Raw genomic sequence first — 26,637 nt, forward strand, 5'->3', positions numbered from 1 at the left:
ACCTGGACGTCAACGTGCATCGAGCACCTGCCCCACGTCCTCACCGACGATGTCGCGACCCACGCGGGGGCGCAGCTCGCTCAGGCGTTCGCAGACCGCCAGGGCGATGTCCTCGCGGAAGGCCGGAGCCACGACCTGGACGGAGATGGGCGACCCCAGGCGGGAGGTGGCCACGGGAACTGACACGGCTGGAACCCCGAACAGGCTGATCGCCCGACTGGGGGCGAGCAGGGGGAAGTCGGCGACCCGGCCGGTGAGGTCGTGGGGTGCCTCCGTGCTGACGGGCAGCAGCAGCGCACGGTCACCGTGCAGCCACCGGCCCAAACCCTCGATGAGGGCATCGCGCTCGTCCCACAGGTCGGCGAGCTCGCCGTGCGTGAGCTGGACCCGGGCACGCAGCATTTCCTTGATGGGCGCGCCGATGAGGTCGGGGTCGGCATCATACAGACCCTGGATGGCGGTCATGGGCTCCGCAGACCGGAGGCGGTCGTAGACGGTCAGCCCGCGGCCGACCTCGGAGGGCACTCCATCGGTGACTCGCGCCCCTGAGCGGGCGAGGCTCTCGGCGGCGGTGGCCACGGCCTCCGCCACCTCCGCGTCGACCGTCACGCCGACGACCGTCCGGGCCCAGGCCACCTCGAGCTGTTCGACCCGCACGTCGCGGTAGTCGTGGAGCGGCTCGTCAGCAACGAGCGGGTCGAGGCCGTCGGGGCCCGAGATGACCTGCAGCACGGTGAACACGTCGTGGACCGTGCGGCCGATGGGGCCGACGACCTGCACCGAGTCCTGGAACGAACGGGCGGACTCGTCCAGGGGCGTCGGTTGTTCGCCGTGCCGCGAGACCCTGCCCACCGTGGGCCGCAAGCCGATCAGTCCGGTGCACTGGGCGGGCCAGCGCAGCGACCCGCCATAGTCACTGCCGAGACCGACCATCGACATCCCCGATGCCACGGCGGCAGCCTCCCCACCGCTCGAACCGCCGGCCGTCCACGGCCCCAACGGGTTTCGAGTGGGACCGAACAGGTCGTTGTCCGTGTCGACGCCGAGGGCGAACTCGGGGCAGTTGGTCTTGCCCACCAGGACAGCACCGGCCGCCCGCATCCGAGCGACGGGGGTCGCGTCGGCGCCGGTCAGGTGGCCCTCGAGCGCACGGGACCCGCACGTCGTGGGGAGGTCCTGCGTGGCGAGCATGTCCTTGGCAGTAAACGGGATTCCCGCAAGCACCCCGCCCCAGCGCACGGAGGAGGGCAACGCTGTGGCCTCCTCGACGGCCTGCTCCGAGCGGTCGGCGACGACGGCGTTCAGCCGTGGGTTGTCCTGTGCGATCCGGGCCACCGCAGCGCGCACCAGGTGGTCCGCTTCGACCGAGCCGGCGCGGATCTCGGCCGCGGAGTCGACGATGGAGGCCGCCGCGCTCACGTGGCCGTCCCGATCAACTCGTCGAGGTTGTCGAGGATGGACCGGTTGCCGTGGTTGGCGATCTCGTGCAGGACCGCGTCCTTGTCCCCCCGCTCGATGCTGTCGAGCAAGCGCGCGTGGCGCGGGTGCACATCGCCCCGGTCGCCGTAGAGGCGCTCACGGAACTTGAGGTTGTAGGCCATGCACAGCTCCAGCTGGAGCCGGAGTCCCTCGTAGGCCGCGACGAGGCGCCCGTGGCCTGCCAAGGACACCAACCCCATGTGAAACCTGCTGTTCGCGGCGAGGACCGCGTTGTCGTCGCCACTGTCGGCCGCAGCCTTCATGTCGGCGAGGGCCACCCTCATGGGCTCCAGGCGCGCTGGGTCCTGCACGGGGACTCCGAGCTCGATCGCGAGCCTCTCGAGGGCGAAGCGCAACGAATAGATCTCGCGGACGTCCTCGGCGCTGATGGGGACAACGATGTAACCGCGACGGGGCAGGCTCTGGACGAGACCGTCGCGCTGCAGGATGCGCAGCGCCTCACGCAGCGGCGGCCGGCTCACGCCGAACATCTCGGTCAGCCGCTCCTCGACCAGACGATCGCCTGGCCGCACGTCACCGGAGACGATCAGCGCGCGCAGGCGCTGGACGACGGCCTCGACCATCGAGGGGATCTCGACCTTGCCCTGCTCGGTCCGATAATCCTCAGCCGCCATCATGGTGTCCTCCCTGTAGCCCCGGTGCGGCTCATTGTGCAGCATCGATTGTCGAGCCCGGGTCGTGGTGGACGTGCTGCAGGTCGGCGATCACCCGAGCCGCCAGGAGCTCCTGGATCACGTCCTCGCCCATACCTGACTCGCGGGCGACCTCGATGGAGTGCTCCCCCAGCATCGGGGCGGGACGGCGCAGCCAGCCCTTCTCGCTGCCTTCGACCTTGACCGCCTGGCCAAGCACCTTCATCGGTCCCAGCTCGCGGTGCTCGATGGTCTGGACCATGTCCAGCGCCTCGGTGATGGGGTGGTTCAGCGCCTGGGCGAGGTCGAGGACCGGGCCGCACGGGACCCCGGCCGCGTTGATCTCCGGGATCCACTCCTCTGCGGACCTCGCGGCGAGCACCTCCTCGATCGAGTGCCGCAGCTGCCCGCGGTTCACCATGCGCGCTGCGTTGTCGACGTAGCGCGGGTCCTCGGCGAGCTCGTCGAGGCCGAGGACCGAGCACAGGCGACGCCACATCTTCTCGTTCCCGGAGGCCAGCGTGATGGAGCCTTCCCCGGTCTTGAACGTCCCCTGGGGGAACATGATCGGGTGGTCGTTGCCGTCGCGCCCGGGCACGATCCCGAGACTGAGGTACTTCTGCGCCTGGTAGGACATCAGCGTGAGGGTCGACTCCATGAGCGAGGCCTCCACCACCGCGCCGTGGCCGGACCGGTCACGCTCGTGGAGGGCGGCGAGGACGCCGACGGCGGCGAACACGCCGGTCGAGGAGTCGCTGACGGCGATACCGACCCGCAGGGCTCCCGTCTCCTCAGTGCCCGTGACACTCATCAGGCCGGACATGGCCTGTGCGGTCTGGTCGAAGCCAGGAAGGGCATCGCCGGGGGGACGCGTGCCGAACCCGCTGATGTTGACGTAGATGAGCTTCGGGTTGCGGGCCCGCAGCGTCTCCGCTCCCAGGCCCATCGCCTCAGCGGTGCCGGGGCGGTAGTTCTGGACGAAGACATCCGCGTCGTCGACGAGCCGAAGCAGAAGCTCGAGGCCCTCCGGCTGGCGCAGGTCGACCGCCAGGGATCGCTTGTTCCGGTTGGACGCCAGGTAGTAGACGCTCTCCTCGTCGTGAAACGGTCCCGACTGCCGTGCCGGGTCCCCCGTCGGGAGCGTCTCGACCTTGACCACGTCGGCCCCCAGGTCGGCGAGCAACATCGTGAGGGTGGGCCCTGAGAGATAGCGGGTCAGGTCGACGACCTTCAGTCCGTCAAGCGCTGCCATGTCCAGAGGTCCTCTCGGTGGTGAAGTCGGGAGAGCGGCCCGCGAGGAATGCCGCGACGCCCTCCTTCAGGTCTGCTCCGTCGTAGGCCTGCTCGTGGAAGGCGCGGAGCGTTGGGTGGTCGTCGGTGACGGCCGGGTCGAGGCCAAGGGCTGCCGTCACCTTGGTGGAGCGGATGGTGACCTCGGAGCTGGCCGCGATGTTCGCCACGAGGGCCTCCACCTCGCCCTGCAGGGACTCGGGTGCGACCACCTGTTGCACGAAACCCATCGAGGCGGCCGTGGTGGCGTCGACGAGCCTGCCACTGGCCACGAGGTAGAGGAGGTTGGAGCGGCCGAGGGCCGTGGCAACTGCCCGCGTCTCGGTGAGGCCGAGCGTGACGCCCAGGCGTCCGATCGGGATGCCGAACCGCGACCTCGACGAAGCGATCCGGATGTCGCAGGCTGCCGCCAGCTCGCACCCGCCGCCAACCGCGAGTCCGTCGACCATCGCGATGACCGGGACGGGGAGGGCCTGGACCGCCTGCAGAGCAGCAGCGATGGTGCCGTTGTAGGTGTCGGCGGCTTTCGCCGTGAGCCGCTCGACAGGGAACTCACTGATGTCGGCGCCGGCGCTGAAGGCCCGGCCGCCGGCACCGCGGACGACCACGGCCCGCAGCGACGTGTGGTCCGCAAGCTCCGTGAAGACCTCGCCGATCCGGAGCCAGCCGGCCAGGCTGAGCGCGTTGTGCTGCGCAGGTCGGCTGAGGGTGACCACCGCCGCCGTGCGCTTGGCACCGACGTGAGCGAGCTCGAGCCCGATCATGCCCTCGACCGACTCGTCGCAAGCCTCCTTCGCGAGGACGTCGTGCAGCGTTGGGAGCTCTGTCATGGTGGCCATCACCCGTTGTCCAGCGGCACGCGGCCGCGGGCCAGCTGCGAGAGTGCGACCGCGACGAGCAGGGCACCGCCGTAGAAGAGCTGCTGCACGTAGGACTGCACGCCCATGAGCTGGAGCCCGGTGATCCCGGTGACGAGGAAGTACACCGCGATCGCCGTGCCCCACGGGTTGAACCGCCCGGGCATGATGCTCGTCGCTCCGAGGAAGGCCGCCGCGAAGGCAGGCAGCAGGAGGGTCGAGCCGGAACTGGGGTCCGCACCGCCGGAGGTGCCGGCATACAGGACCCCCGCCAGCGCGGCCAGTGTGGCTGAGCCCATCAGGGCACCGATGCGCACCCGACCCACGCGGACACCGCTGAGCTTCGAGACGCTCCGTCCGCGGCCCACGAACAGCAGGCGCCGTCCGACGGAGGTGTACTCGAGGACCCACCAGAGCAGGGCGCACAAGGCGATGGCGTAGAAGAAGGCCAGGGAGATCCCGGCGAAACGCTTGACGATCACGTAGTCGACCAGGGTCTGCGAGATGCCGGAGATCGTGGCGGAGTCGCTGGCCCACAGGGTGATCCCGGTGAGGAGCGTGCCCATGCCCAGGGTCACGATCAGTGACTCGATGCCGAAGAAGACCATGATCAGCCCATTGACCAGCCCGACCACGAGCCCCATGACGAGCGCGGCGACGATAGCGGCCCAGATCGGCCAGCCGTGCTGCACGTTAAGGATCGCGACCATCATGGCCGACAGCGTCAGCACGCCCGCCACCGACAGGTCGTAGTCGCCTGCCGTCAGGGGGACGATGAGGGCGAGGGTCAGGACCAGGAGCACGGCCTGCGAGCCGAGCATGGTCTGGAAGGTCGCCGCGGTGAGGAAGACGCCGGGGTTGGCGATGCCGAAGCCCACGATGAGCAGGAGCCAGGCGACGGGAAGAGCAACCCGCTGCACGAGGTCCAGACGGTTGACGCCCTTGGTCTTGGTGGAGCTCACGACGCTACCTCCCTCTCCGGTCGCGGAGACGTCTCCGGCTCCGCTTCCGGCACCGCGTACGAGAGCTCCGAGATCCGCTCCTTGCTGATCTGGCTCCCCGTCAGCTCCGCCACGATGCGGCCCTGCCGAAAGATCAGGACCCGGTCGCAGATCAAGGCCAACTGTTCGTGATCGCTGCTGGCGCATAGCACGCCCATCCCTTCTGCGGTCGCTGACCGCAACACTGAGAAGATCTCTTCGCGGGCGCCGACGTCGACGCCCTGCGTGGGTTCATGGACCATGAGGACGGTGGGGCGAGTCTGAAGCCACTTGGCCATCAGGACCTTCTGCTGGTTCCCACCGGACAGGCTCGAGCACGGAAGGGAAGGGTCGTTGGGTCGCACGTCGAACGACGACAACACCTTCCGAGCCTCCTCGCGCATCTTCTTGCGGCGCAGGAACGGTCCCTGCTGGTACGTCCTGAGGGTCTGCATGCTGACGTTGTCGAGCACGGACAGGGTCAGGATCGCCCCGTCGCGCGGTCGATCCGCGGGCACGAGCGCCAAACCCTGGTTGAACGCCTTGGTCGGGTTGAGTCGCTTCAGATCCGTTGCTGCAGAACCGATCTCGATGCGACCTGAATCGGCCCGCTGAGCGCCGAACATGAGGTAGGGCAGGTCCTCGAAGCCCGACCCCGACAGTCCGGTCACGCCCAGCACCTCGCCGCGATGGACGACGAGCGACGCCTCGGCGACCAGGCCACCGCGAGCACCGGTCACCGTCGCCGCGACTGCTGATGCCGCGAGCTGCGCCGCGCTGCGGTGGCTGACAGCCTCGAGGTCGTGTCCCACGATGAGGCGCACGATCTCGTCACGGGTGTGGTCCGCGGTCGCGCCCCCACCCACGACGCGACCGTCACGGAAGACGGTGAAGCGGTCGGTGAGCTGCTTGACCTCCTCGAGGTCGTGCGACACGAACAGCACACCCGTCCCCGTGGCCGCGACGTTGCGGGTCACGTCGAAGAGCATCTGCGTGTCGTCCTGGGGCAGGAACACCGTCGGCTCGTCCAGCACGAGCAGGCCATTGCTCGGAGCATTCGCGACGGCCCGGACGATCGCCAACAGTGCCCGTTCGACGGGACGCAGGTCGCTGACGAGCTTCGACGTCGAGAGGCTCACGCCATACCGGTCGAAGAGCTCGCGGGCCTTGGCACGCCACTGCTTCCACGGGATGGACACGGACGCCTCGGTCGCCAGCTCGTCCAGGTACAGGTTCTCCAGGACCGTCAGGGACGGGATGAGCCCCAGGTCCTGGTGCACGAACCGCATGCCCAGCGCCTTGTACTCGCCCGGAGCCAGGGGCAGGGACACCGCCTTGCCGTTGATCCTCAGCTGCCCGCCGGGGTCCGGCTGGTGGAACCCGGCGAGCACCTTGATCAGCGTGGACTTGCCCGATCCGTTCTGTCCGAGCAGGCCGTGGATCTCGCCGGCCCGCACGGTGAGGTCCACGCCCTGCAGGGCCTTGACCCCACCGAACGTCTTGGCGAGACCTTCGATCTCGAGGACGTCAGGCATCTACTTGAGTCCCCACAGGGTGCGGTACCCGTCCTTGAACTGGTTGGGGTCGCCATACCCGTCCTTCTGGTTGACGGGCTTGCCGGCCTCGTCGACGTTGCTCGCGTCAAACACGCGCAGCGGGGTCTTCTCACTGGCAAGCGGCTCGGCGCCCGCCAGCACCCGGAGCACCTGGTCCATGTTCGCCCAACCGAGCCATTCCAGCGGCTCGCCGACCTCGGCCACGACGAGGTTCTTGTCCTGGATCATCTTCATGACCGAGGCCGTGCCGTTGTAGGCGACGATGTTGACGCTCCCCGTCTTGCCGGCCTGGGTGATCCCGGTGGTGAGGAACGGCGTCATGCCGTCGAAGACCGGGACCACGATGTTGATGGCGGGATCCTTGAGGAGGGCAGTCTGGACCTGCGTGGGGACCTTGGTCGCCCAGTCGGAGATGGGGATGTTCACGACCTGCGCCTTGCAGGTGTCGGGACACTTGGCGGCGAGCTCGTCCTTGAACGCCTTGGCGATCCCGGCTGCCGGCTGGACCTCGTTCGAGGTCACGAAGTATGCGTTGACGCGACCACCCGTGTGGACGATGGCGTAGTCGGCCAGAAGAGTTCCGGCGCGGTAGTGGTGTGCGTCGACGAACGCAGCCACGTTCGGCTGCTCCTTCTTCGCGGTCTCGACGTAGGACTCGTCGTACAGGTGGGTGCTGATGACCGGGATGCCCGCAGCCTTCGCCGCGGCAAGCTGGGGGCCGAGCAGCTTGGGATCGGGCGAGCCCTCGAGCACGATGGCGTCGGCCTTCTGGGCGATGCCGCTCTGGACGCCCTGGATCCACTGTGAGACCTGGCCCTGGTTCGTGAACTGGACGACCTTGACGCCGGCCTCCTTGCCCGCCTCGCCCATCGCCGCGTCGACGATCTGGTTGAACGGGACCGTGCTGTTCAGGCTGACGTTGACGATCGTCTTGCCCTTGGCCTTCGACGCGTCGAAGGCAGGGCCGGGTGCCGTGAACGACGGCAGCGCCTTGGCCTTCTCGATCTCCGCCTTGGCGGCAGAGGTGTCGACGGCGGCCCCCGAGCCGTTGGCGTTGGCGCCGGTCGGGCTCGTGCCCTCAGAACAACCTGCCAGGCCCAGTGCCCCGACGACCGCCAGCGAGGCGGTCAGTCCGATGGCTCCGAAGTTTCGCCGCATAGCGGTCCTCCATTGACTCCGAGGGCGGCGAGCACCGTTGCTCACCGCGTGGTGGCATCACCGTAGAGTCACTTGGCAGCGATTGTCTACAATATTCAAGCGACAATCTGCGCGATGGCGGAGACCCGCCTTGGACCTGCGCATCCGGTCGGCGGGAGGGCGCCAACGCAGAGGCTCTCGCTCGTCAAAGCCTTCCGACATGACCTCGCGCCGCGGCGACCACCGCGTCCAGGTCGACTCCGTAGGCCTCGCGTCCAGTGGCAGCAAAGGCGGTCAACCGCCCCGCAGCCCGCTCGAAGAGTCGATCGGCCCCGACCTGGTTGCCGCGGGCCGCGTGGGTCATGGCGACACAGACCTGCGCCAGTCCCTGCCACAGGTCGCGTTCCTCGACCGGCGCGGCCTTCCACCGGGCCTCCAGCACCTCGTGGGCGGAGAAGGGACGCCCTGCCCCCACCAGCTCACGAGCCGCGGCAAGGGTTTCCTCGGGTGGCAGCGGTTCCTCCGAGACGGGCTCGACACCCTCAGCGCCGTAGGGCAGGGGTCGGCCCAGGGCGTCGCGGGGCCTGGCCTGGCGGGCTCGGCCTGCGGTGTCCCGGTCACGATCAGAGTCCGTCATGCGACCAGTCTCCCAGCGTCATCGTCGGGCCGGACGCACTCGGCCGGACACCCCTCGACGTCAAGCCTCACACCCCTCGACGTCAAGACAGCGCCCCTGGCACAACGTGGGACGCGGGTGCTGCTCCTTGGGGGCGCCGCCCCGCCCTACAGGGGGATGGGCGGGGCGGCTACGCGGCGCGGGCAAGCAGGGGTGCAGGCCCCCACCGCGGTGTGACGACAGTACCCCGCAGGACCAGACCGGCGACCCCCCGCGGTCCTCGTCCAGGTGCGCCGACTCCTCGCCATCTCCCGGCCAGCGACCGGGTCCACCGTTCGGCTGAGGCAGCCTCAGCCGAACGGCCAGTCCATTCCGGGGCAAACCGTGACAGAGGCGGATCTGACAAGACGGCTCCCATACCAAGTGGTGACTCCTTCTTGACCAAGCCCTAACGTTCCACCTGGGGCCGGAACAACCTCGGGGGAGGTCGATTCCGGCAAGGAGGGGCAGGGCTTTGGTGGGTCTGGTTGCTTGCAGGGGGAACGCGACCAGACCCACCAGAACCCGCAGGTCAAGCAGCTCCTTCTGGGGGTCGTGCGCGCCAGATCGGGTCCAGCCGTGGATCTGTCCTGGAGATCCTGCAGGCACCCCCGAGGACCCATGAGGTTGCGGCGGGCAGCGCCGCGGGTCACACGGCTTCAGGTGGATGAGTCGGTCGATACGCCGGGTTCTGTCACCGCTGGTCGTTGCCGGCCAGCGGGAGACGGTCATCCATCTAGGACAGCCGTTGCCGACTGCCTCCAGCGCCCTACCCGTGCACTCGGGCGGGCAGCCCTCGAACGTGCACTGTCTGAGCTTGCTCCAGGTGGGGTTTACCTAGCCGGACCAGTCACCTGGCCCGCTGGTGGTCTCTTACACCACCGTTTCACCCTTACCGCGGTGCCTGCCCGGCCGAGGCCGGGTGGTCCACCGTGGCGGTCTGTTCTCTGTGGCACTGTCCCGCGGGTCACCCCGGGTGGCCGTTAGCCACCACCTTGCCCTTCGGAGCCCGGACGTTCCTCGGCGGTGATTGCTCACCGACGCGACCGCCTGACCGACTCATCCGTCGCCAAGGATAGGGCAGGTATGCCGCGTGGCCCGCCACTCGGCATACCGGGGCCTAGCGGACGATCTCGAAGCGCACGGTGCCGGTCGCGACGGTGGCCTCGGTGAGCCTCACCTTGACGGCGGTGCCGAGCTCGTTCTGCCCATCCGCGTTGGCCAGCACGGCGGGGTCCTGCACCTGCACGACGGCGCCGCCCTTCTCGCGCTTGTCGACCACCATCGCGTCGAAGACCTCGCCGACCCGGTCCTCGAGGGCGGCGGCCTCGACGGCGTCGGCGCAGGCCCGCTCCACCCCGTTGGCGACCTTGTCCGACGCGGCCATCACCTCGGGCAGCGAGGGCAGCGCCTCGCGGGCCCACCCGGGCACCTCGGCACCGGAGCTGAGCGCCTCACAGATCGCCAGCCCGAACCGGTCGACCAGCCGGCGCAGTGGTGCGGTGACGTGGGCATAGGACGAAGCCACGGCCGCGTGCTCGGTCTGTTCGGGCAGCTCCCCGTCGAACGGCGTGTAACCGGCACCGCGAAAGAGCGAGGTGGCCTCGTGGATGAGCGCGAGGTGCTTGGGGTCGGTGCGTTCGAGGGTGCGCAGGAACTCGCCGTAGGGCGTGCCCTTTCGCCACTCGACCCCGAGTGCCCGGCTCGCGTGCCGGAACCGTCCGACGGCGTTGTCGTCGGGGGCCGGCATCGTGCGCAGGATGCCGACCTTGGCCTTGGTCATCATCTCGGCGGCGGCCATGCCGGTCATCAGCGAGATCTGGGCGTTCCAGTCCTCGACCTCCAGCGGTGGCCGGAAGTAGAGCCGGTAGTGACCCTGGTCGTCCTCGTTGACCTCCTGCTCGGGCATCGGCAGGCTCGCACCACCACGGCGGCGCTCGAGCTCGATCCGCTTCAGCCCGACCTCCTTGAGCAGCAGGAGCCGCTCGTCGGCCGAGCCGTCGTCGATCGCCTTCTGCACTCCCTCGTAGTCCAGCCGGTCGGTGCTGCGCACCATCGCGCGGTAGACCGTGACCTCGGTGCCCTCGCCGTCGGCCTGCAGGGTCATGTCCCAGACGAACGCCGGTCGCGTCTGGCCGGCGAGGAGGCTGGCGGCGTCCTCACTCAGCACCGGCGGGTGCAGCGGGGTGCGCTTGTCGGGGGCGTAGACGGTCTGCCCACGGCGACGGGTCTCGGCGTCCACGGCTCCCCCTGCCCGCACGAAGGCCGGCACGTCGGCAATGGCATAGCGGACGCGGTAGCCGGCGCCGGCGCGCTCGATGTGCAGCGCCTGGTCGAGGTCCATCGACCCCGGCGGGTCGATGGTGAGGAAGGGCAGGGCGGTCTCGTCGCGTCGAGGCAGCTCGGGCGCGTCGGCGGCCAGCTTCGCCTCCGCCTCCACCTCGGGCGCGAAGGCCTCGGGGACCTTGAGCTCGGCACGGATGGCGTCGAACCTGGCGGCCAGCGCGGCCGACTGCGCGGCCGTCTGCTCGCGGGTGGGTGCCTGGACCTTGATGCTGCGCTTGGGCATGGCCCCAACCTACCCAGACCGTCACCTCCCGGACCGTCGGAGAACGGTGGCACGGCGGGTCCTAGGCTGTCCGTGTGCTCATCCTGCTGCCGCCCTCGGAGTCGAAGACCGGGCGCACCCGCGGCAGGCCGGTGGTCCCCGAGCGGCTCTCCTTCCCCGAGCTGGCACCGACCCGACAAGCCGTCGCCGAAGCCGTCGCGAAGGTCAGCGCGCACCCCGACGCGGCGGCCACGCTGGGCGTCAGTGCCAACCTCACCACCGAGATCGCCCGCAACCTCGTGCTCGACACGGCTCCCGCGCTGCCCGCCTCGCGGGTCTACTCCGGGGTGCTCTACGACGCGCTGGGCTACGCCGACCTCGACCCGGCCGCGAAGCGTCGCGCCAACCGGTGGATCGTCGTCGTCTCGGCCCTCTACGGCGCCGTCCGCCCCACCGATGCGATCGCGCCCTACCGCCTCTCGATGGCCGTGAACCTCCCAGGCGTCGGACCACTCGCGAGCGCCTGGAAGCCCGAGCTGACCGCGATCCTGCCCGAGGTCGCCGGACGTGGCGTCGTGGTCGACTGCCGCTCCAGCACGTATGCCGCGGCGTGGACACCCACGGGCGACCTCGCCGACCGCTGGGTGCAGGTCAGGGTCCCCGGCGCCACCCACATGGCCAAGCACACCAGGGGCCTGGTGGCCCGCGAGCTCTGCCGGGTGGGGCGCGACGTCCGGCGGGTGCCCGACCTCGCGGCGGTGCTCAAGGAGTCGTTCGACGTCGAGCTCACCGCGCCGAGCAGGGCCGGGCGGCCGTGGGTCATCGACACCACCGCCCGCCCGTGAGCAGCTCACCCCGGTCGACGCGGACGTCGCGGTCGACACGGATGTCGCCGTCGACTCGCATGCCGCCGTCGACTCGGCTGCCGCGTACGTCGCGGTGAACGCCGCCGAGCTGGGTGACGTGCTCCTGCGGGTGCTCCCGGTCCTCCTCTTCTTTCTGGCGATCACGGTGGTGGCCGAGATCGCCGACGCAGCAGGCGTGTTCGACGTCGCGGGCCACTGGGCGACTCGGGCAGGGAGGCACCGCACACCGGTGCTGTGGCTGCTGTTCGTGCTCGTCGCCGTCGCGTGCACCGTCGTCCTCAGCCTCGACACGACCGCGGTCCTGCTCACCCCGGTCGGGCTGGCGATCGCCGCGCAGCTCGAGATCTCGCCGGTGCCCTTCGCCCTCACGACCCTGTGGCTCGCCAACACGGCCAGCCTGCTCCTCCCGGTGTCCAACCTCACCAACCTCCTTGCCCTGCACCACTTCGAGCTGCTCGGGGTCGGCCACGCCGGGTACGTCCGGATCGCGGTCCTTCCCGCGGTGGCGGCCGTCGTCGGCACGGTCCTCGTCCTCTACGTCCTGCACCGCCGCGAGCTCGCGGGTCGCTACCTGCCCGACGCTCCGCCCAACCCGCACGACCAGGTGCTGCTCAGGGTCTCGGCGGCCGTGTGCGTCGCCGTGGGTCCGCTCTTCGCGGTGGGTCTTCCACCGGCCTGGGTGTCGGGAGTGGCCGCAGCGGTCCTCGTCGGCACGGCGTGGACGCGCGACCGTGGCCTCGTGCGACGGGTGGCAGTGCCGTGGAAGATGGCGCTGGCGGTGGCCGCGCTCTTCGTCGTCATCGACGCAGCGCTGCAGCTGGGCCTCAAGCCCGCCCTCGCCTCGCTGGCCGGCGACGGCACGTCGACCGCCGCCCTGGCGCGGGTGGCCGGCTCGGGCGCGCTGGCGGCGAACGCCGTCAACAACCTGCCCGCCTACATCGCCCTCGAGGCCGTCACGGCCGATGCCCCACAGCGTCTGATGGCCCTGCTGATCGGGGTCAACGTCGCACCCCTGGTGACGCCGTGGGCCTCGCTCGCCACCCTGCTCTGGGCGCAGCGCTGCCGCACGCGCGGCATCCGCATCCCGGTGCGCTCGCTGGCCGTCCAGGGCCTGCTGTGCGCAGTCGTGGCCGGCGGCCTGGCGCTGGGCGCCCTGGTCCTGCGGGCCTGAGACCTCAGCCGAGGCCGCGGACGAGGTCCTCGATCACGTCGAGGGGGTCCTCGAGCCCGACCGAGATCCGGACCGTGCCGTCGGTGATGCCGACCGCCGCGCGGGCCTCCGGCGTCAGCCGTCGGTGCGTGGTGGTGGCGGGGTGGGTCACCATCGACTTGGCGTCACCGAGGTTGTTGCTGATGTCGACGACGCGCAGCCCGTTCATCAGCGCGAAGGCCTCGTCCTTGCCGCCGTCGATCTCGAACGTCACCACCGTGCCGCCACCGAGCATCTGTCGCCGGGCCAGCTCGTGCTGCGGGTGGGACGCGAGCCACGGGTAGAGCACCTTCGCCACCCGGGGGTGTGCCTCGAGGGCCTCGGCCACGGCAAGCGCGTTGGCCGCCTGCTTCTCGACCCGCAGCGACAGCGTCTCGAGCCCCTTGACGAGGACCCACGCGTTGAACGGCGACATCGACGGGCCGGTGTGCCGCATGAGGTTCTTGACCGGACCGTTGACGAACTCGGACGTGCCCAGCACGGCACCACCGAGCGTGCGGCCCTGGCCGTCGATGTGCTTGGTCGCGGAGTACACGACGATGTCGGCCCCGTGCTCGAGCGGCTTGGAGAAGACCGGCGTGCCGAAGACGTTGTCGACGACGACCTGGGCGCCGGCCGCGTGGGCCAGGTCGGACACCGCCCGCATGTCGACGAGCTCCTGCATCGGGTTGCTCGGCGTCTCGAAGAAGACCGCCTGCGTCGGCACCGTGAGCGCCTCCCGCCACTGGTCGAGGTCCGGTCCGTCGACGAACACCGTCTCGACGCCCCACCTCGGCAGGATCTCGTCGAGGATGACGAAGCACGAGCCGAACAGTCCGCGCGAGGAGACCACGCGGTCACCCTGACCCAGCAGCGCTGCCAGCGCGACGAACACGGCAGACATCCCCGACGCCGTGGCGAAGCACGCCTGCGCCCCCTCGAGCTGCCGCAGCCGCTCCTCGAACATGGTGACCGTGGGGTTGCCGTAGCGGCTGTAGATGAAGTGCTCGACCTCGTCCTTGAACGCCGCCTCGGCCTGCTCGGCGCTCTCGTAGACGAAGCCGGACGTGAGGTAGAGCGCCTCGGCCGTCTCGTCGAAGTTGCTGCGCGCGAGTCCACCTCGCACGGCGATGGTGTCCGGTCGGAACGCGCGGCCGGCCAGCTCGCCCGCCCCCATCCCGGGGGTGACCTCGCTCATCCCTGCCGCCAGGGCAGTCCGGCGTTCTTCCACCCGGAGACGGCGCGGTGGTGGTGCTCGTCGGGTGGACCCTCGAAGCCCTCGAGGACGTTGTAGGCGGGACCGAGCCCGGCCCGCGTGGCCGCCTTCGCGGCCGCGACCGACCGCACGCCGGAGCGGCAGAGGAAGTAGATGGGCGCACCGTCCGGCAGGCCGGCGTCCTGGAGCTGTTCGACGAAGTCGCCGTTGACCGCCCCGTCGGGGAAGCGCTGCCACTCGACACAGACCACCCGCTTGCCGAGGGCGCTCAGGTCGGGCAGCCCGACGTAGCTCCACTCGGCCCTGGTGCGCACGTCGACGAGCACCGCGTCGTCGTCGGCCGCCAGCGCGGCATACGCGTCGTCAGGGGTGACGTCTCCGGCGTAGCTGCTGACAGCCGGGGTGGTGGACTCAGCGTCGATCGACTCAGCGCTCATGTCGTCAGCGTAGAACTCTCGCCACATGGCGAGACGAGGGGCCCACGTCGTGGACGCGCCACCACACGCCACCAGGCTCTCAGGTGCGGTTGGTGAACGCGACCGAGACGGTGCCGTCGGGCCAGACCTCGAGGGCGGTCAGCGACCCCGGAGCGGCAGCGAGCCGCCACACCTTGTCGTGCGGGATGCCCAGCACGTGGGCGAGCACGCACATGATCGGCTTGCGGTGGCACACGACGACGGTCGTGCCACCGGCGGCGACGACCCGCTCGAACGCCGACACCACGCGCGCAGCCAGCTGGTCGTGCGACTCCCCGCCCGGACGCGCGTAGGCCGGGTCGACCCGCAGCGCCGTCAGTGCCTCGGCCTCGTCGCGGACCAGGTCGGGGATGCTCGCGCCGTCCCAGTCGCCGAAGTCCTGCTCGTCCCAGTCCGCGTCGACGGACGGCTCGACCCCGATGGCCTCCGCGACCGCGGCACCGGTCTGCCGGGCCCGGGCCAGCGACGAGGTGACCACCCGCGCCGGGGAGCCCCCGAGCAGGTGGGCGGTGGCCCGACCGGCGGCGGCCGCCTGGGCCTGCCCGACGGTGTTGAGCGAGGGGTCGGCGCCACCACGACCGTCGAGCCGGGAGGCCACGGTGTAGTCGGTGACGCCGTGTCGGACCAGCAGGACGCGGGTCGGCGCGCCCTCCCCCGGACCGGCTGGTGCCGGGCTGGGTGCGGGGTCGATGACCTCCTCGACCACCTCGGCCACGTTCGCGTCGTCGGCCACGTCACGATCGCCGACGAGCAGGCGGTCGATGGTCCGGCCGTCCATGCCGTCGTTGGAGAGCGCGTCGGCGTCCTTGTTGCGCTCCCGCGGGATCCAGGTGAACGACACCGAGCCACCGGCGGCACTGATCTGCGCCGCGAGGTCGCGGGCCTCGAGCGCGAGCGTACGCATGTCGGGGTGCTTGATCTTCCAGCGCCCGGCCATCTGCTCGACGACCAGCTTGGAGTCCATCCGGACGTCGACGTCGGCACCGGCCTCGATCCGCAGGACCGCGCCCAGCCCGGCGATCAGACCGGAGTACTCCGCGACGTTGTTGGACGCCTTGCCCAGCGGGGCAGCGCCTTCCCACAGCACCCGCCCACTGGCGCCGTCGCGCACCAGCGCGCCGTAGCCGGCGACGCCGGGGTTGCCGCGAGAACCACCGTCAGCCTCGACGACGAGCGTGCGCCTCCTGCCGGGCACGGGTCAGAGGCCGGACTCGGCGGTGCGCACGAGGATCCGGCGGCACTCCTCGCACCGGAGCAGCTCGTCGGCGGGAGCCGCCTTGATCCGGTTCATGTCGACGTTGTTGAGCTCGAGCTGGCAACCACCGCAGCGACGCTGGCGCAGCGGAGCGGCACCGAGACCACCGCTCTGGGCGCGGATCTTCTCGTAGAGCGTGACCAGCTCGTCGCCCACCCCGGCGACGATGTCGGCCCGGGGGCGAGCGACCGTGACGGCCTCGGCCTCGAGGTCGGCGAGCGCGGCGTCGCGGGCCTCGGTGGCCGCGGTCAGCTGCTCGGTGAGGGTCGAGCGCTCGGCCTCGAGCTGGGTGACCGCCGACTCGGCGTCCTCCGCCCGCTCCATGACCTCGAGCTCGACGTCCTCCAGCTCCGACTGCCTGCGCACCAGCGAGGCCAGCTCGTGCTGGATCGCCTGCAGGTCCTTGGCCGACCCGGTCCCGGCGTCGAGCCTGGCCTGGTCACGGGCGGCACGGTCACGGACCAGCTGCACGTCCGACTCGGCCTTGGCGACCTCGCGCTGGATGTCGCCCAGCTCGGTCCGGGCGCGCACCAGGAGGGAGTCGAGGCCCTCGGCCTTGGTCTGGAGCTCGGCCAGCCGGGCGTGCTCGGGCAGGCTCTTGCGGGCGTGCTCGATCTGGTCGAGACGGGTGTCGATCGCCTGCAGGTCGAGCAGTCGCCACTGACGGGACGGGTCGGCTTTCAGGACGTACCTCCAGGGCCAGCGGGCGGTTCGGCACCGACCACGAAGTCCCACGGGTCGGTGCGCAGTGTTGAGATGTGGGTCTCCACCTTAGGGGTGCCGTCGGCGCTGGCCGCAATCGCCGCCCGCACGCGCTCCGCCGCGCCGGCCAGCCACAGCGACTCGGTCGCCCAGTGGCCGGCGTCCACGATGTAGGGCGGCCCGCCCCTGGCCTCCTCGCGCGCCTCCAGCACCGGGTGGTGCCGCAGGTCGGCGGTGACGTAGACATCGGCATGGCTGGCCCGGACGTGGTCGAACAGGTCGTCGCCCGCGCCCCCCATGACCGCGACCCGCTCGACCCGCGCGTCGGCGGGTCCCGCGACCCGCAGGCCGCCCGGCGAGGGCGGCAGGGCGGCATACAGCGAGGCGGTGAACTCGGCGAGCGTGACGGGTGGGTTCAGCCGGCCGACCCGGCCCAGCCCCTGTCCCTCCACCACGGCGAGCGGTTCGAGGTCGCTCAGGCCGCAGGCCTGCGCCAGCGCGTCGTTGACGCCCGGCTCCGCGACGTCGGCGTTCGTGTGGGCCACGTAGAGCGCGAGGTCGTTGACCACGAGCGCCGTGACCGTGGCGCCCTTGGCGCCCGTGGTGGCCACGCTGTGGATGCCGCGCAGCAGCAACGGGTGGTGGGTCACCAGCAGGTCGGCCCCCAGCGCCCGCGCCTCCTCCACGACGGCGAGGGTGGGGTCGACGGCGAAGTGGATCCGGCGGACCGGCTGGTCGAGGTCGCCGGCCACCAGCCCCACCTGGTCCCAGGACTGGGCGGTCGACGGCGGGTAGAGGTGATCGAGCACCCGGACGACCTCGGAGAGGGTGGTGTGCATGTGGGCCCGGCCGGGCTCGAACCGACGACATCCACGGTGTAAACGTGGCGCTCTACCAACTGAGCTACAGGCCCCGCGTCGTCACGCCGCGGGCACGCCGCGATCGGACAGCGGCGTCATTCTGTCAGGTCGCCGCGTCCCGTGTGGTCAGCCCGTGCGGTCAGCCCGGCATCGGCTGAGGTCAGGCGCGCAGCTCGGCCAGGGCGGCGTGGTAGCCGGAGAAGTCGCGCGGCTCACCGATCTCGTTGACCAGGGTCCAGCGCACGATCCCCTCGGTGTCGATGAGGAAGGTGCCGCGCAGGGCGGCGCCAGCCTGCTCGTTGAAGACGCCGTACTGCTGGGCGACGGCACCGTGCGGCCAGTAGTCGGACAGGAGGGGGAAGAAGTAGCCCTCCTTGTCGGCCCAGGCCCGCTGGCTGAACATGTGGTCGCACGAGGCGGCGAGCACCTGCACGTCGTCGCCGACGAACCCGCCGAGGTCGTCGCGGATCTCGCACAGCTCACCTGTGCAGATCCCCGAGAAGGCGAACGGGTAGAAGACCAGCACGACGTTCTTCGTGCCACGGAAGTCGGCCAGCGAGAACTCGTGGCCGTTCTGGTCCCTGAGCGTGAAGTCCGGCGCCGGGGTGCCCACTGCGATCGGTGACGTCATGGTCGGCAGTCTGCCAGCGCCGTCAACGCCGTCCGGTCTTGGGGGCGACCAGCTTGGTCGCGGTCCAGTCGTCGCAGGCGTTGACGGTGCCCGACGTGTGCAGCCCGGCGGTCGTCGCAGCCTCCTCGATGTCGCTGGCCTCGACGTGGCCGCTGCGACCGGCCTTGAGCGTCAGGACGACGACCGAGCCGCCGTCGCCGAGGTTGGTCAGCGCGTCGACGACCGCGTCGACGAGGTCGCCGTCGCCCTTGCGCCACCAGATCAGCGACGAGTCGGCGACGTCCTGGTAGTCCTCGTCCTCGAGGTCGGTGCCGGTGTGGTCCTCGATGGCGAAGCGGAAGTCGTCGTCGACGTCGGAGTCGTAGCCGAACTCCTGGATCACCTGTCCGGCGGTGAAGCCCAGTCGGCTCACCGATGTCTGCAGCGCAGATTGCGCTGGCGTGGTCACACCTTTCTCCATCCCCTCGAAGTGGTCAGTTGCGGGTAAGTTCATCGGGTTGGGCCGGGTTTTTCAACCGAGTCGCCGGAATAGGCACACATTCCCACCGCGTGGACAGCCGTACGGGCCGGACCTGGGTCGGCACCATGGCTGACCAGCGCCGTTCCGATCGCCCGCGGAAGACGGCTTCCAGGGCCGGGAGCCCAGCCGCCGCCAGGCTCACGGGGCGACCGACCTAGACCCGCTGCCGGGCCCGGCCGGATCGCACGACCTGCTCGTTGAGCAGCCTGGTCGCGTCGGGCTCGTCCAGGTGTGCGACGGCCGGCGACACCGGACCGACCGTGGAGACGATGCGGACCGTGGCCACGCCCCGTCGGCGCTGGACCGGCCCCTGCTCCACCTTCAGCGACTGGATGCGGGCGTGCGGCACGAACTGGGCCGCGCGGTACCACGCGCCCCGGCGGGTCAGCAGGCCGTCGGGCAGCACGGCATACCCCTGGCGACGCCAGCTCAGCGGGTCGAGGTGGCGGGCTCGCGTGGTCGAGGTGACGAAGCCTTCCCCCGGCCCCTGCCCTTCCAGCGCCGCCAGCGCCGCGTCGCGAGGTATGCCGGGGTGCACCAGGGCGAGCACGCGCAGGGCCTCCTCGCGGTGGCCCACGGGCATCAGGACGGTCTGCGTCTCGGCGTCGCCCGCGCCCGTGCCGGCGCCTGCGACGTTCACCTTGATGCGCCACCAGCCGGTGAGCCGCCAGGGCAGCGACTGGCTGACCTCGATCGCCTGGATGCGGTGCAGGGGCACCGTCGTCGTGCGCAGGTCGGTGAGCCCGTGCCTGATGCGGAGCCGGTCACCCTGGTGGACCAGCTCGAAGTTGCACTCCTGCGTGAGCCGCTTGAGGTGCGCGCTGCCGATGGCCAGCGTCATCGGTCCGAGCCACGCCACCATCTCCGGCACGCCCAGCGCGACCGACAGCACCAGCGCGGGCACGGCGACCACGATGGCCAGGCCGGGACCGCTGTAGAGGACCGACTGGAGGATCCGCGCGTTGGGGACGGCCAGCACGCGGTCACCCACCGGGCCGGGGGCGGGCAGGTCGGCGAAGTCGGCGTCGCTGAGGCCCGAGCCGGTGGCTTCGTCGCTGCGGCCCGCGAGCGCCATCAGCTGCTCGCGCACCTGCTGGGCCTGGGCGTCGGTGAGGAAGGCGAGCTTGAGGTGGGAGTCCTTGCCCCCCGCCGACTGGACCACCACCTCGGACAGCCCCGTCAGGCGGGCGAGTAGCGGACGGCCCAGGTCGACGGCCTGGATCCGGTCGAACCGGACCTGTCGGTGCTGGCGGAAGAGCACGCCGGTGCGCAGCTCGATCAACGTCTCGGCGACGCGGAACCGCGAGAACCGCCACGACACCCACGCTCCCGCGATGATCGCGAGGAGGACGACGACCACCCCCACGGCGGCGAGTCCCAGATGCCCTTGCGTGGGGTCGTCACGGTTGGCGCCGAACAGCGCGTCCGCCTGCTGCGAGACGACGTAGGCGAGGACCGCCAGGAAGGCGATGCCCCCCTTGAGGAGTGGTGACAGCGGGTGGAGGTGCCGCCACCCGTCCTGGCTGGGTCCCGTGGCGCCGGGGTCGGGCTCGGTGCTCACAGACCGGCTCGCTGCGACTCGCCCCGCGCGGCCAGCCGCTCGCGCAGCGCCTCGGCCTCGGCCGTCGGCAGCCCCGGGATCTGGCCGCCGCTCTCGGGTGAGGCGGTGTGCAGCTCGACGGTCGCCATGCCGAAGCGCCGTTCCAACGGACCGGACTGGACGTCGACGAACTGGAGCCGGCCGTAGGGGACGCTGACCAGGGTGCGGAACATCCGGCCGCGGCGGACCACCAGCTCCTCGGCCCCCTCGGCCCACGTGATCGCCGGCACCTGCCGACGGATCACCCACGTGCCGGCGGCGAGCGCGGCGGCGACGACCACGACGCCCACCCAGAAGCCCTCCCACACGAACCCGGCGAGCCCGAGCAGCACCAGCAGGAGCGGCACCAGGAGCACCGCGAGGACCAGGAGCCGCGCGGTGGCGAGCTTCGGTGACACCGGCCGCCACGGCATACCGGCGTCGCCGAAGAGGCGCACCTCGGTCGGGTGCGGGGGCTGGTCGAGGGGGGTGTCGCTCACCCAACCAACTTATCCGGCGACCCCGCACTGGCGGCACGCACCGCGCGGCATACATTGCAGGCGTGGGAAGGGTGACGAGACGGACGCCGGCAGTGAGGGTCGAGGTGACCCCTGACGGGGCGCGCAGCACTGCTCGACCGGACACGCTGGCCGTCGAGGAGCCGTTGGAGATCCGGGTGGGCGGCACCTCCGTCACCGTGACGATGCGCACCCCGGGCGACGACTTCGACCTGGCGCTCGGCAACCTGCTCACCGAGGGGGTGCTGCGCCGGGGCGACGAGGTGGTCCAGCTGATGCACTGCCTCGACGAGGACGAGTCCGGCTCCCCCACCTACAACGTCGTCGACGTCACGCTTGCCCCCGGGATCGTGCCCGACCTCGAGCGCAGCGCCCGGTCGGGCTACCAGAGCAGCGCCTGCGGTGTGTGCGGCAAGACCAGCATCGACGCCATCACCGCCACGAGCCCGTATGCCGTGGCCGACGATCCCGTCGTCCTCTCACCCGTGGTGGTGGCCGGCTTGCCCGAGGTGATGCGGGCTCGCCAGAAGGTCTTCGACCGGACCGGCGGGTTGCACGCCGCCGGGATCTTCACCGCCGACGGCGAGCCGCTGGTCGTCCGCGAGGACGTCGGCCGCCACAACGCCGTCGACAAGGTGGTGGGCTGGGCCGCCCGCGAGGGGCGGCTGCCACTGACCGGTCACGTGCTGGTGGTCAGTGGGCGGGCCAGCTTCGAGCTGGTGCAGAAGGCCGTGATGGCCGGCCTGCCCGCCCTCGTCGCCGTCTCCGCTCCCTCGTCGCTCGCGGCCGAGCTGGCGGAGCAGTCCGGGCTGACCCTGGTCGGCTTCGCCAGGGCGCCGCGGCTGACCGTCTACGCCGGCGCACACCGGCTCGGGCTCGAGGCGTAGGGCGGGCCGACGCCCACCCCGGGTCGTCAGGCCCCGGTGTCCTGCCGGTCGTCCTGGGTGACCTCGACCACGACGACCTCGACGCCGGCCGCCTCGAACGGGCGGATCTGCTCCGGGGTCGCGGAGTCGTCGGTCACCAGGGTCCAGCGGGCCGGCATCACCGCCCAGGCGTGGAAGGGAGCGTCGCCGAGCTTGGCGCCGTGGGCCAGGACGTAGACGTGGTCGGCCCGGCTCAGCCCGGGCTCGACTGGCGCCGCGTGGACCTCGGTGACACCGCTGCCGCACCCGGGGTCGCGGCAGCCGTCGCCGACCTCGGCGACGTCGATGCGCTCGTCCACGCTGCCGGCTTCCAGGAGTCGGGCCCGCTCACCGACCTCGACCCGGACGCGAGCGACCGCATGCACGCCGTGCACGTCGGGGCTGCCGTGCGGCTGGCCTCGTGCCTCGAGGGCCGCCTCGTCGACGGTGGCCGGATCCTGCTGATCGGCAGCCGCACCGCTGAAGGGGCCTGGGGCAAGAGCCAGTACGCCGCGACCAAGGCGGCCCTCGGTGCCCTCGGGCGCTCGTGGGCCGCCGAGCTGGCACCGCGGGGCATCACCGTGAACGTGCTGGCGCCGGGCCCCACCGAGACCGCGATGACCGCAGACCCCCGCCGGGCGGCGACGCCGCCGCAGACGCCACCCCTTGGGCGGCCGGTCAGGGCGGAGGAGGTCGCGGCATACGCCTCGTTCCTCCTCGAGGACACCGGGGCGATGGTCACCGGGCAGCACCTCGTCATCTGCGCGGGGGCCTCGCTCCCGGTCGCTCCCGGGCAGCGCAGCTGAGATATATGTCGCGGACGCTCCGGATACTGGCCAGTAGGCCGGTCCGGTTGTGACCCGCGACTCGTTCGGGTGGAAGATGGACACGGAGGTCGCAGGCAACCCCGCGGCCCCTCGTCAACACTGGCGCGAGAAAGGACTCACGACCGTGGCCGCACGCGAGGAAGCCGGACCGATTCTCAACGGCATCCCCAGCCAGCTCCCGGACATCGACCCCGAGGAGACCAAGGAGTGGCTCGACTCCCTCGACGGCGTCATCGAGGAGGGCGGTCGGCAGCGGGCGCGCTACGTGATGCTCAAGCTCCTGGAGCGGGCACGGGAGATGCAGGTCGGGGTGCCGTCGCTGACGGCCACCGACTACATCAACACGATCTCGCCCGAGCAGGAGCCGTGGTTCCCCGGTGACGAGGAGGTCGAGCGACGCTACCGCGCGTACCTGCGCTGGAACGCCGCGGTCATGGTGCACCGCGCCCAGCGTCCCGGCATCGGGGTCGGTGGCCACATCTCCACCTACGCCTCGGCGGCGACCCTCTACGAGGTCGGCTTCAACCACTTCTGGCGCGGTCAGGACCACCCGGGCGGTGGCGACCAGGTCTTCTTCCAGGGCCACGCCTCCCCCGGCATGTACGCCCGCGCCTTCCTCGAGGGCCGGCTCTCCGAGGACCAGCTCGACGGCTTCCGCCAGGAGAAGAGCCACATCGTCGCGGGCCAGCCGCTGGCCCTGCCGTCCTACCCGCACCCGCGGCTGATGCCTGACTTCTGGCAGTTCCCGACCGTGTCGATGGGCATCGGCCCGATGAACGCCATCTACCAGGCGCAGTTCAACAAGTACCTGCACAACCGCGGCGTGAAGGACACCAGCCAGCAGCACGTCTGGGCCTTCCTCGGCGACGGCGAGATGGACGAGCCCGAGTCGCGCGGCCTGCTCCAGCTCGCTGCGGGCGAGGAGCTCGACAACCTCACCTTCGTCGTCAACTGCAACCTCCAGCGGCTCGACGGCCCGGTCCGGGGCAACGGCAAGATCGTGCAGGAGCTCGAGGCCTTCTTCCGCGGCGCCGGCTGGAACGTCATCAAGGTCGTCTGGGGCCGCGGCTGGGACCCGCTGCTCGCGCAGGACCGTGACGGCGCCCTGGTGCACCTCATGAACACCACGAGCGACGGCGACTACCAGACCTTCCGCGCCAACGACGGCAAGTACGTCCGCGACTTCTTCTTCGGCCGCGACCCGCGCACCCGCGAGATGGTCAAGGACTGGTCCGACGAGGACATCTGGTGGAAGCTCAAGCGCGGTGGCCACGACTACCGCAAGGTGTTCGCCGCCTACCAGGCCGCCATGAACCACACCGGTCAGCCGACGGTCATCCTCGCCAAGACCATCAAGGGCTACGGCCTCGGCAGCCACTTCGCGGGCCGCAACGCGACCCACCAGATGAAGAAGCTGACCCTCGACGACCTCAAGGGCCTGCGCGACAGCCTGAAGCTGCCGATTTCCGACGAGGTGCTCGAGCGCGACCCCTACTCCCCGCCCTACTTCCACCCGGGACCCGACGACCCCAGCATCCAGTACCTGCGCGAGCGGCGCGAGAAGCTGGGTGGCCCGATCCCCATCCGGCGGGTGCAGCACGAGCCGCTCAAGCTGCCCGACCACTCGGCCTACGAGATCGTCAAGAAGGGCACCGGCAAGCAGCAGGTCGCCACGACGATGGCGTTCGTGCGACTGCTCAAGGAGCTGATGCGCGACAAGGAGTTCGGCAAGCGCGTGGTGCCGATCATCCCCGACGAGGCCCGCACCTTCGGGATGGACTCGTTCTTCCCGACGATCAAGATCTACAACCCGCACGGCCAGAAGTACACCTCGGTCGACGCGGAGCTGATGCTGGCCTACAAGGAGGCCAAGGACGGCCAGATCCTGCACCTCGGGATCAACGAGGCCGGGTCGATGGCCGCGTTCACGGCCGCCGGCACCTCCTACGCGACGCACGGCCAGCCAATGGTGCCGATCTACGTCTTCTACTCGATGTTCGGGTTCCAGCGCACCGGCGACTCCATCTGGGCGGCCGCCGACCAGATGGCGCGCGGCTTCCTCATCGGGGCCACGGCGGGACGCACCACCCTCACCGGTGAGGGGCTGCAGCACGCCGACGGCCACTCGCCGCTGCTGGCTGCGACCAACCCCGCAGTGGTCGCGTACGACCCGGCCTTCGCGTTCGAGATCGGCCACATCATGGAGGACGGGCTGCGCCGGATGTACGGCGACGACCCGGAGAACGTCATCTACTACGTGACGGTCTACAACGAGCCGATGAGCCAGCCGCAGGAGCCGGAGAACGTCGACCGCGAGGGCATCCTGCGTGGCATGCACCTGTTCGCCCCGGGCATCCCGGACGGGCTCCCGGACGACGCCCCGCGGGTGCAGCTGCTCGCGTCCGGCGTCGGGGTGCCGTGGGCGTTGGAGGCCCAGGACCTCCTGCGCAACGACTGGGGTGTGGTGGCTGATGTCTGGTCGGTGACGTCGTGGAGCGAGCTGCGCCGCGACGGTATGGCCTGCGACGAGCAGCGCTTCCTCCACCCGGACGGCGAGGCCCGCACTCCCTACGTCACCGAGCGGCTGCGCCACACGCGCGGTCCGGTCATCGCGGTGTCGGACTACATGCGCCAGGTGCAGGACCAGATCCAGCAGTGGGTGCCGGGAGACTTCGCCTCGCTCGGCGCCGACGGGTTCGGTTTCTCCGACACCCGCCCGGCTGCGCGGCGGTTCTTCCACATCGACGGCCCCTCGGTCGCCGTACGCGCCCTGCAGATGCTCGTCCAGCGTGGCGAGATCGAGGGCGGGGTGGCCCGGGAAGCCGCCGCGCGCTACCGCCTGCTCGACGTCACCGCCGGCACGTCCGGCAACTCGGGTGGCGAGAGCTGACCACGTTCGGACCTGCTCTGCGCTGAAACCCGTTGCACGACAAGGTATGCCGCCCGCTCACTGAGCGGGCGGCATACCCGTTCGTGGGGCAGGATGAGGAGGTGACCTCCCAGCCCGCAGTGACCCCCACCTCCGCTCCCACCACCTCCGCTCCCACCACCTCCGCTCCCACCACCCCGGTCCGTGTCGCCGTCACCGGCTCCACGGGCAAGCTCGGCCGCACGGTCGTGGCCCACCTGGCCGAGCACGGCTACGACGTCCTCGCGCTGGACCGGGTCCGGCCGGACAGCCCGACGACCCCGTTCGTCGCGGTCGACCTCACCGACTACGGCCAGGTCGTCGAGGCGCTGTCCGGTGGCGTCGACGAGCACTCCACCCCCGTGGACGCGGTGGTGCACCTGGCCGCCATCCCCGCGCCGGGTCTGACCACCAACGCGACGACCTTCGCGAACAACTCGGCCGCGACCTACAACGTCTTCGCCGCCGCCCGGGCGCTCAAGGTCCGTCGCGTCGTCTGGGCGTCGAGCGAGACGGTCCTCGGGCTGCCGTTCGACACTCCGCCGCCCTACGTCCCCGTGGACGAGGAGTACGCCCCTCGGCCGGAGTCGACCTACTCGCTGAACAAGGCGCTCGAGGAGGAGATGGCCCGCCACTTCTGTCGCTGGGACCCCGAGCTGGTCATGGTCGGCCTGCGGTTCTCCAACGTCATGGACCCCGCCGACTACGCGGCCTTCCCGTCGTTCGACGCCGACCCGTCGCTGCGCCAGTGGAACCTCTGGGGCTACATCGACGGCCGCGACGGCGCGCAGGCGGTGCGGCTGGGGCTGGAGCGGGCCGAGCCGGGGTGCGAGGTCTTCGTCATCGCCAACGCCGACACCGTGATGAACCGCTCGAGCGCGGAGCTCGTGGCCGAGGTGTTCCCCGGGGTCGAGGTGCGCAAGGAGCTCGGCGAGCACGAGACGCTGCTGGGCATCGACAAGGCCCGGCGGCTGCTGGGCTACCAGCCGGCGCACTCCTGGCGCGACCACGTGGGCTGAGGGCGCCGCGA

Annotated in this window: 24 protein-coding genes, 1 tRNA gene and 1 other RNA gene; 6 read left to right on the forward strand and 20 right to left on the reverse strand. The window is 70.8% G+C overall.

Annotation, left to right across the window (positions count from 1 at the left end; translation table 11 throughout):
• Positions 1-9: 9 nt before the first annotated feature.
• The 10 genes from ABD262_RS09000 to ABD262_RS09045 all read right to left on the reverse strand — a co-directional run bounded on the left by ABD262_RS09000 (position 10) and on the right by ABD262_RS09045 (position 11,176).
• Positions 10-1,419, reverse strand: a complete 1,410-nt coding sequence (locus ABD262_RS09000) for an amidase (protein ID WP_344134276.1) — start codon at positions 1,417-1,419, stop codon at positions 10-12.
• Positions 1,416-2,117 (reverse strand): GntR family transcriptional regulator, encoded by a 702-nt coding sequence (locus tag ABD262_RS09005; protein ID WP_344134279.1) that lies wholly within the window; start codon positions 2,115-2,117, stop codon positions 1,416-1,418. The genes ABD262_RS09000 and ABD262_RS09005 overlap by 4 nt, the downstream gene beginning before the upstream one ends.
• Positions 2,118-2,145: 28 nt before the next feature.
• Positions 2,146-3,384 carry a CaiB/BaiF CoA transferase family protein gene (locus tag ABD262_RS09010; RefSeq protein WP_344134282.1) on the reverse strand — a complete coding sequence of 413 codons (1,239 nt, stop codon included), beginning with the start codon at positions 3,382-3,384 and terminating at the stop codon, positions 2,146-2,148.
• The gene (locus tag ABD262_RS09015) at positions 3,371-4,252 is read right to left on the reverse strand and encodes an enoyl-CoA hydratase/isomerase family protein (RefSeq protein WP_344134285.1); all 882 of its coding nucleotides are present in this window, start codon (positions 4,250-4,252) and stop codon (positions 3,371-3,373) included. The genes ABD262_RS09010 and ABD262_RS09015 overlap by 14 nt, the downstream gene beginning before the upstream one ends.
• A gap of 8 nt (positions 4,253-4,260) precedes the next feature.
• Positions 4,261-5,241: an ABC transporter permease gene (locus ABD262_RS09020; protein ID WP_344134288.1), complete on the reverse strand. Its 981-nt coding sequence runs from the start codon at positions 5,239-5,241 to the stop codon at positions 4,261-4,263.
• Entirely contained in the window at positions 5,238-6,794 is a 1,557-nt protein-coding gene (locus tag ABD262_RS09025) for a sugar ABC transporter ATP-binding protein (RefSeq protein ID WP_344134290.1), read from the reverse strand. Before ABD262_RS09025 ends, ABD262_RS09020 begins: the two co-directional genes overlap by 4 nt.
• Positions 6,795-7,973, reverse strand: a complete 1,179-nt coding sequence (locus tag ABD262_RS09030; RefSeq protein ID WP_344134293.1) for a sugar ABC transporter substrate-binding protein — start codon at positions 7,971-7,973, stop codon at positions 6,795-6,797.
• Positions 7,974-8,157: 184 nt separating this feature from the next.
• A complete protein-coding gene (locus ABD262_RS09035; RefSeq protein WP_344134295.1) occupies positions 8,158-8,589 on the reverse strand; it encodes a DUF309 domain-containing protein in 432 nt (143 codons plus the stop codon).
• Between the two features lie 682 nt (positions 8,590-9,271).
• An RNA gene (rnpB, locus tag ABD262_RS09040) (RNase P RNA component class A) lies at positions 9,272-9,669 on the reverse strand.
• Between the two features lie 58 nt (positions 9,670-9,727).
• Complete coding sequence (locus ABD262_RS09045; protein WP_344134298.1) at positions 9,728-11,176, reverse strand: RNB domain-containing ribonuclease; 1,449 nt, start codon at positions 11,174-11,176, stop codon at positions 9,728-9,730.
• A gap of 74 nt (positions 11,177-11,250) precedes the next feature.
• Here ABD262_RS09045 and ABD262_RS09050 point away from each other — a divergent pair, with 74 nt between their 5' ends.
• Positions 11,251-12,000, forward strand: coding sequence for a YaaA family protein (locus ABD262_RS09050; protein WP_344134301.1), 750 nt, complete (start codon positions 11,251-11,253; stop codon positions 11,998-12,000).
• A 94-nt stretch (positions 12,001-12,094) separates the two neighbouring features.
• Positions 12,095-13,192, forward strand: a complete 1,098-nt coding sequence (locus ABD262_RS09055) for an ArsB/NhaD family transporter (protein ID WP_344134303.1) — start codon at positions 12,095-12,097, stop codon at positions 13,190-13,192.
• A 4-nt stretch (positions 13,193-13,196) separates the two neighbouring features.
• Here ABD262_RS09055 and ABD262_RS09060 read toward each other — a convergent pair whose 3' ends face one another.
• The 10 genes from ABD262_RS09060 to ABD262_RS09105 all read right to left on the reverse strand — a co-directional run bounded on the left by ABD262_RS09060 (position 13,197) and on the right by ABD262_RS09105 (position 20,949).
• Complete coding sequence (locus ABD262_RS09060; protein ID WP_344134306.1) at positions 13,197-14,408, reverse strand: O-succinylhomoserine sulfhydrylase; 1,212 nt, start codon at positions 14,406-14,408, stop codon at positions 13,197-13,199.
• Positions 14,405-14,863 carry a rhodanese-like domain-containing protein gene (locus ABD262_RS09065; RefSeq protein WP_344134309.1) on the reverse strand — a complete coding sequence of 153 codons (459 nt, stop codon included), beginning with the start codon at positions 14,861-14,863 and terminating at the stop codon, positions 14,405-14,407. The genes ABD262_RS09060 and ABD262_RS09065 overlap by 4 nt, the downstream gene beginning before the upstream one ends.
• 79 nt (positions 14,864-14,942) lie before the next feature.
• Complete coding sequence (locus ABD262_RS09070) at positions 14,943-16,097, reverse strand: bifunctional RNase H/acid phosphatase (RefSeq protein ID WP_344134312.1); 1,155 nt, start codon at positions 16,095-16,097, stop codon at positions 14,943-14,945.
• 3 nt (positions 16,098-16,100) lie between these two features.
• The gene (locus tag ABD262_RS09075) at positions 16,101-16,841 is read right to left on the reverse strand and encodes a zinc ribbon domain-containing protein (protein ID WP_344134627.1); all 741 of its coding nucleotides are present in this window, start codon (positions 16,839-16,841) and stop codon (positions 16,101-16,103) included.
• Positions 16,838-17,698 carry a Nif3-like dinuclear metal center hexameric protein gene (locus ABD262_RS09080; RefSeq protein ID WP_344134315.1) on the reverse strand — a complete coding sequence of 287 codons (861 nt, stop codon included), beginning with the start codon at positions 17,696-17,698 and terminating at the stop codon, positions 16,838-16,840. Before ABD262_RS09080 ends, ABD262_RS09075 begins: the two co-directional genes overlap by 4 nt.
• A gap of 1 nt (position 17,699) precedes the next feature.
• Positions 17,700-17,772: transfer RNA gene (locus ABD262_RS09085), tRNA-Val, on the reverse strand.
• Between the two features lie 107 nt (positions 17,773-17,879).
• Positions 17,880-18,350 carry a peroxiredoxin gene (locus ABD262_RS09090; RefSeq protein WP_344134318.1) on the reverse strand — a complete coding sequence of 157 codons (471 nt, stop codon included), beginning with the start codon at positions 18,348-18,350 and terminating at the stop codon, positions 17,880-17,882.
• Positions 18,351-18,372: 22 nt separating this feature from the next.
• Positions 18,373-18,762 (reverse strand): DUF3052 domain-containing protein, encoded by a 390-nt coding sequence (locus ABD262_RS09095; RefSeq protein ID WP_344134321.1) that lies wholly within the window; start codon positions 18,760-18,762, stop codon positions 18,373-18,375.
• A 262-nt stretch (positions 18,763-19,024) separates the two neighbouring features.
• On the reverse strand, positions 19,025-20,431 hold the full coding sequence (locus tag ABD262_RS09100) for a PH domain-containing protein (protein WP_344134324.1): 1,407 nt from the start codon (positions 20,429-20,431) through the stop codon (positions 19,025-19,027).
• Positions 20,428-20,949 carry a PH domain-containing protein gene (locus ABD262_RS09105; protein ID WP_344134326.1) on the reverse strand — a complete coding sequence of 174 codons (522 nt, stop codon included), beginning with the start codon at positions 20,947-20,949 and terminating at the stop codon, positions 20,428-20,430. The genes ABD262_RS09100 and ABD262_RS09105 overlap by 4 nt, the downstream gene beginning before the upstream one ends.
• Before the next feature lie 92 nt (positions 20,950-21,041).
• On the opposite strand from ABD262_RS09105, the gene fdhD reads away from it, so the two are divergent.
• From fdhD to ABD262_RS09125, 4 genes are all read left to right on the forward strand, one after another.
• Positions 21,042-21,854 carry a formate dehydrogenase accessory sulfurtransferase FdhD gene (gene fdhD / locus ABD262_RS09110; protein ID WP_425564837.1) on the forward strand — a complete coding sequence of 271 codons (813 nt, stop codon included), beginning with the start codon at positions 21,042-21,044 and terminating at the stop codon, positions 21,852-21,854.
• A 257-nt stretch (positions 21,855-22,111) separates the two neighbouring features.
• Positions 22,112-22,678: an SDR family NAD(P)-dependent oxidoreductase gene (locus ABD262_RS09115; RefSeq protein ID WP_344134630.1), complete on the forward strand. Its 567-nt coding sequence runs from the start codon at positions 22,112-22,114 to the stop codon at positions 22,676-22,678.
• A 145-nt stretch (positions 22,679-22,823) separates the two neighbouring features.
• Positions 22,824-25,589: a pyruvate dehydrogenase (acetyl-transferring), homodimeric type gene (gene aceE, locus ABD262_RS09120; RefSeq protein ID WP_344134330.1), complete on the forward strand. Its 2,766-nt coding sequence runs from the start codon at positions 22,824-22,826 to the stop codon at positions 25,587-25,589.
• 119 nt (positions 25,590-25,708) lie between these two features.
• The gene (locus ABD262_RS09125; RefSeq protein ID WP_344134633.1) at positions 25,709-26,626 is read left to right on the forward strand and encodes an NAD-dependent epimerase/dehydratase family protein; all 918 of its coding nucleotides are present in this window, start codon (positions 25,709-25,711) and stop codon (positions 26,624-26,626) included.
• Positions 26,627-26,637 lie beyond the last annotated feature (11 nt).

Source organism: Pedococcus bigeumensis, from assembly GCF_039531795.1.
GTDB lineage: Bacteria > Actinomycetota > Actinomycetes > Actinomycetales > Dermatophilaceae > Pedococcus > Pedococcus bigeumensis.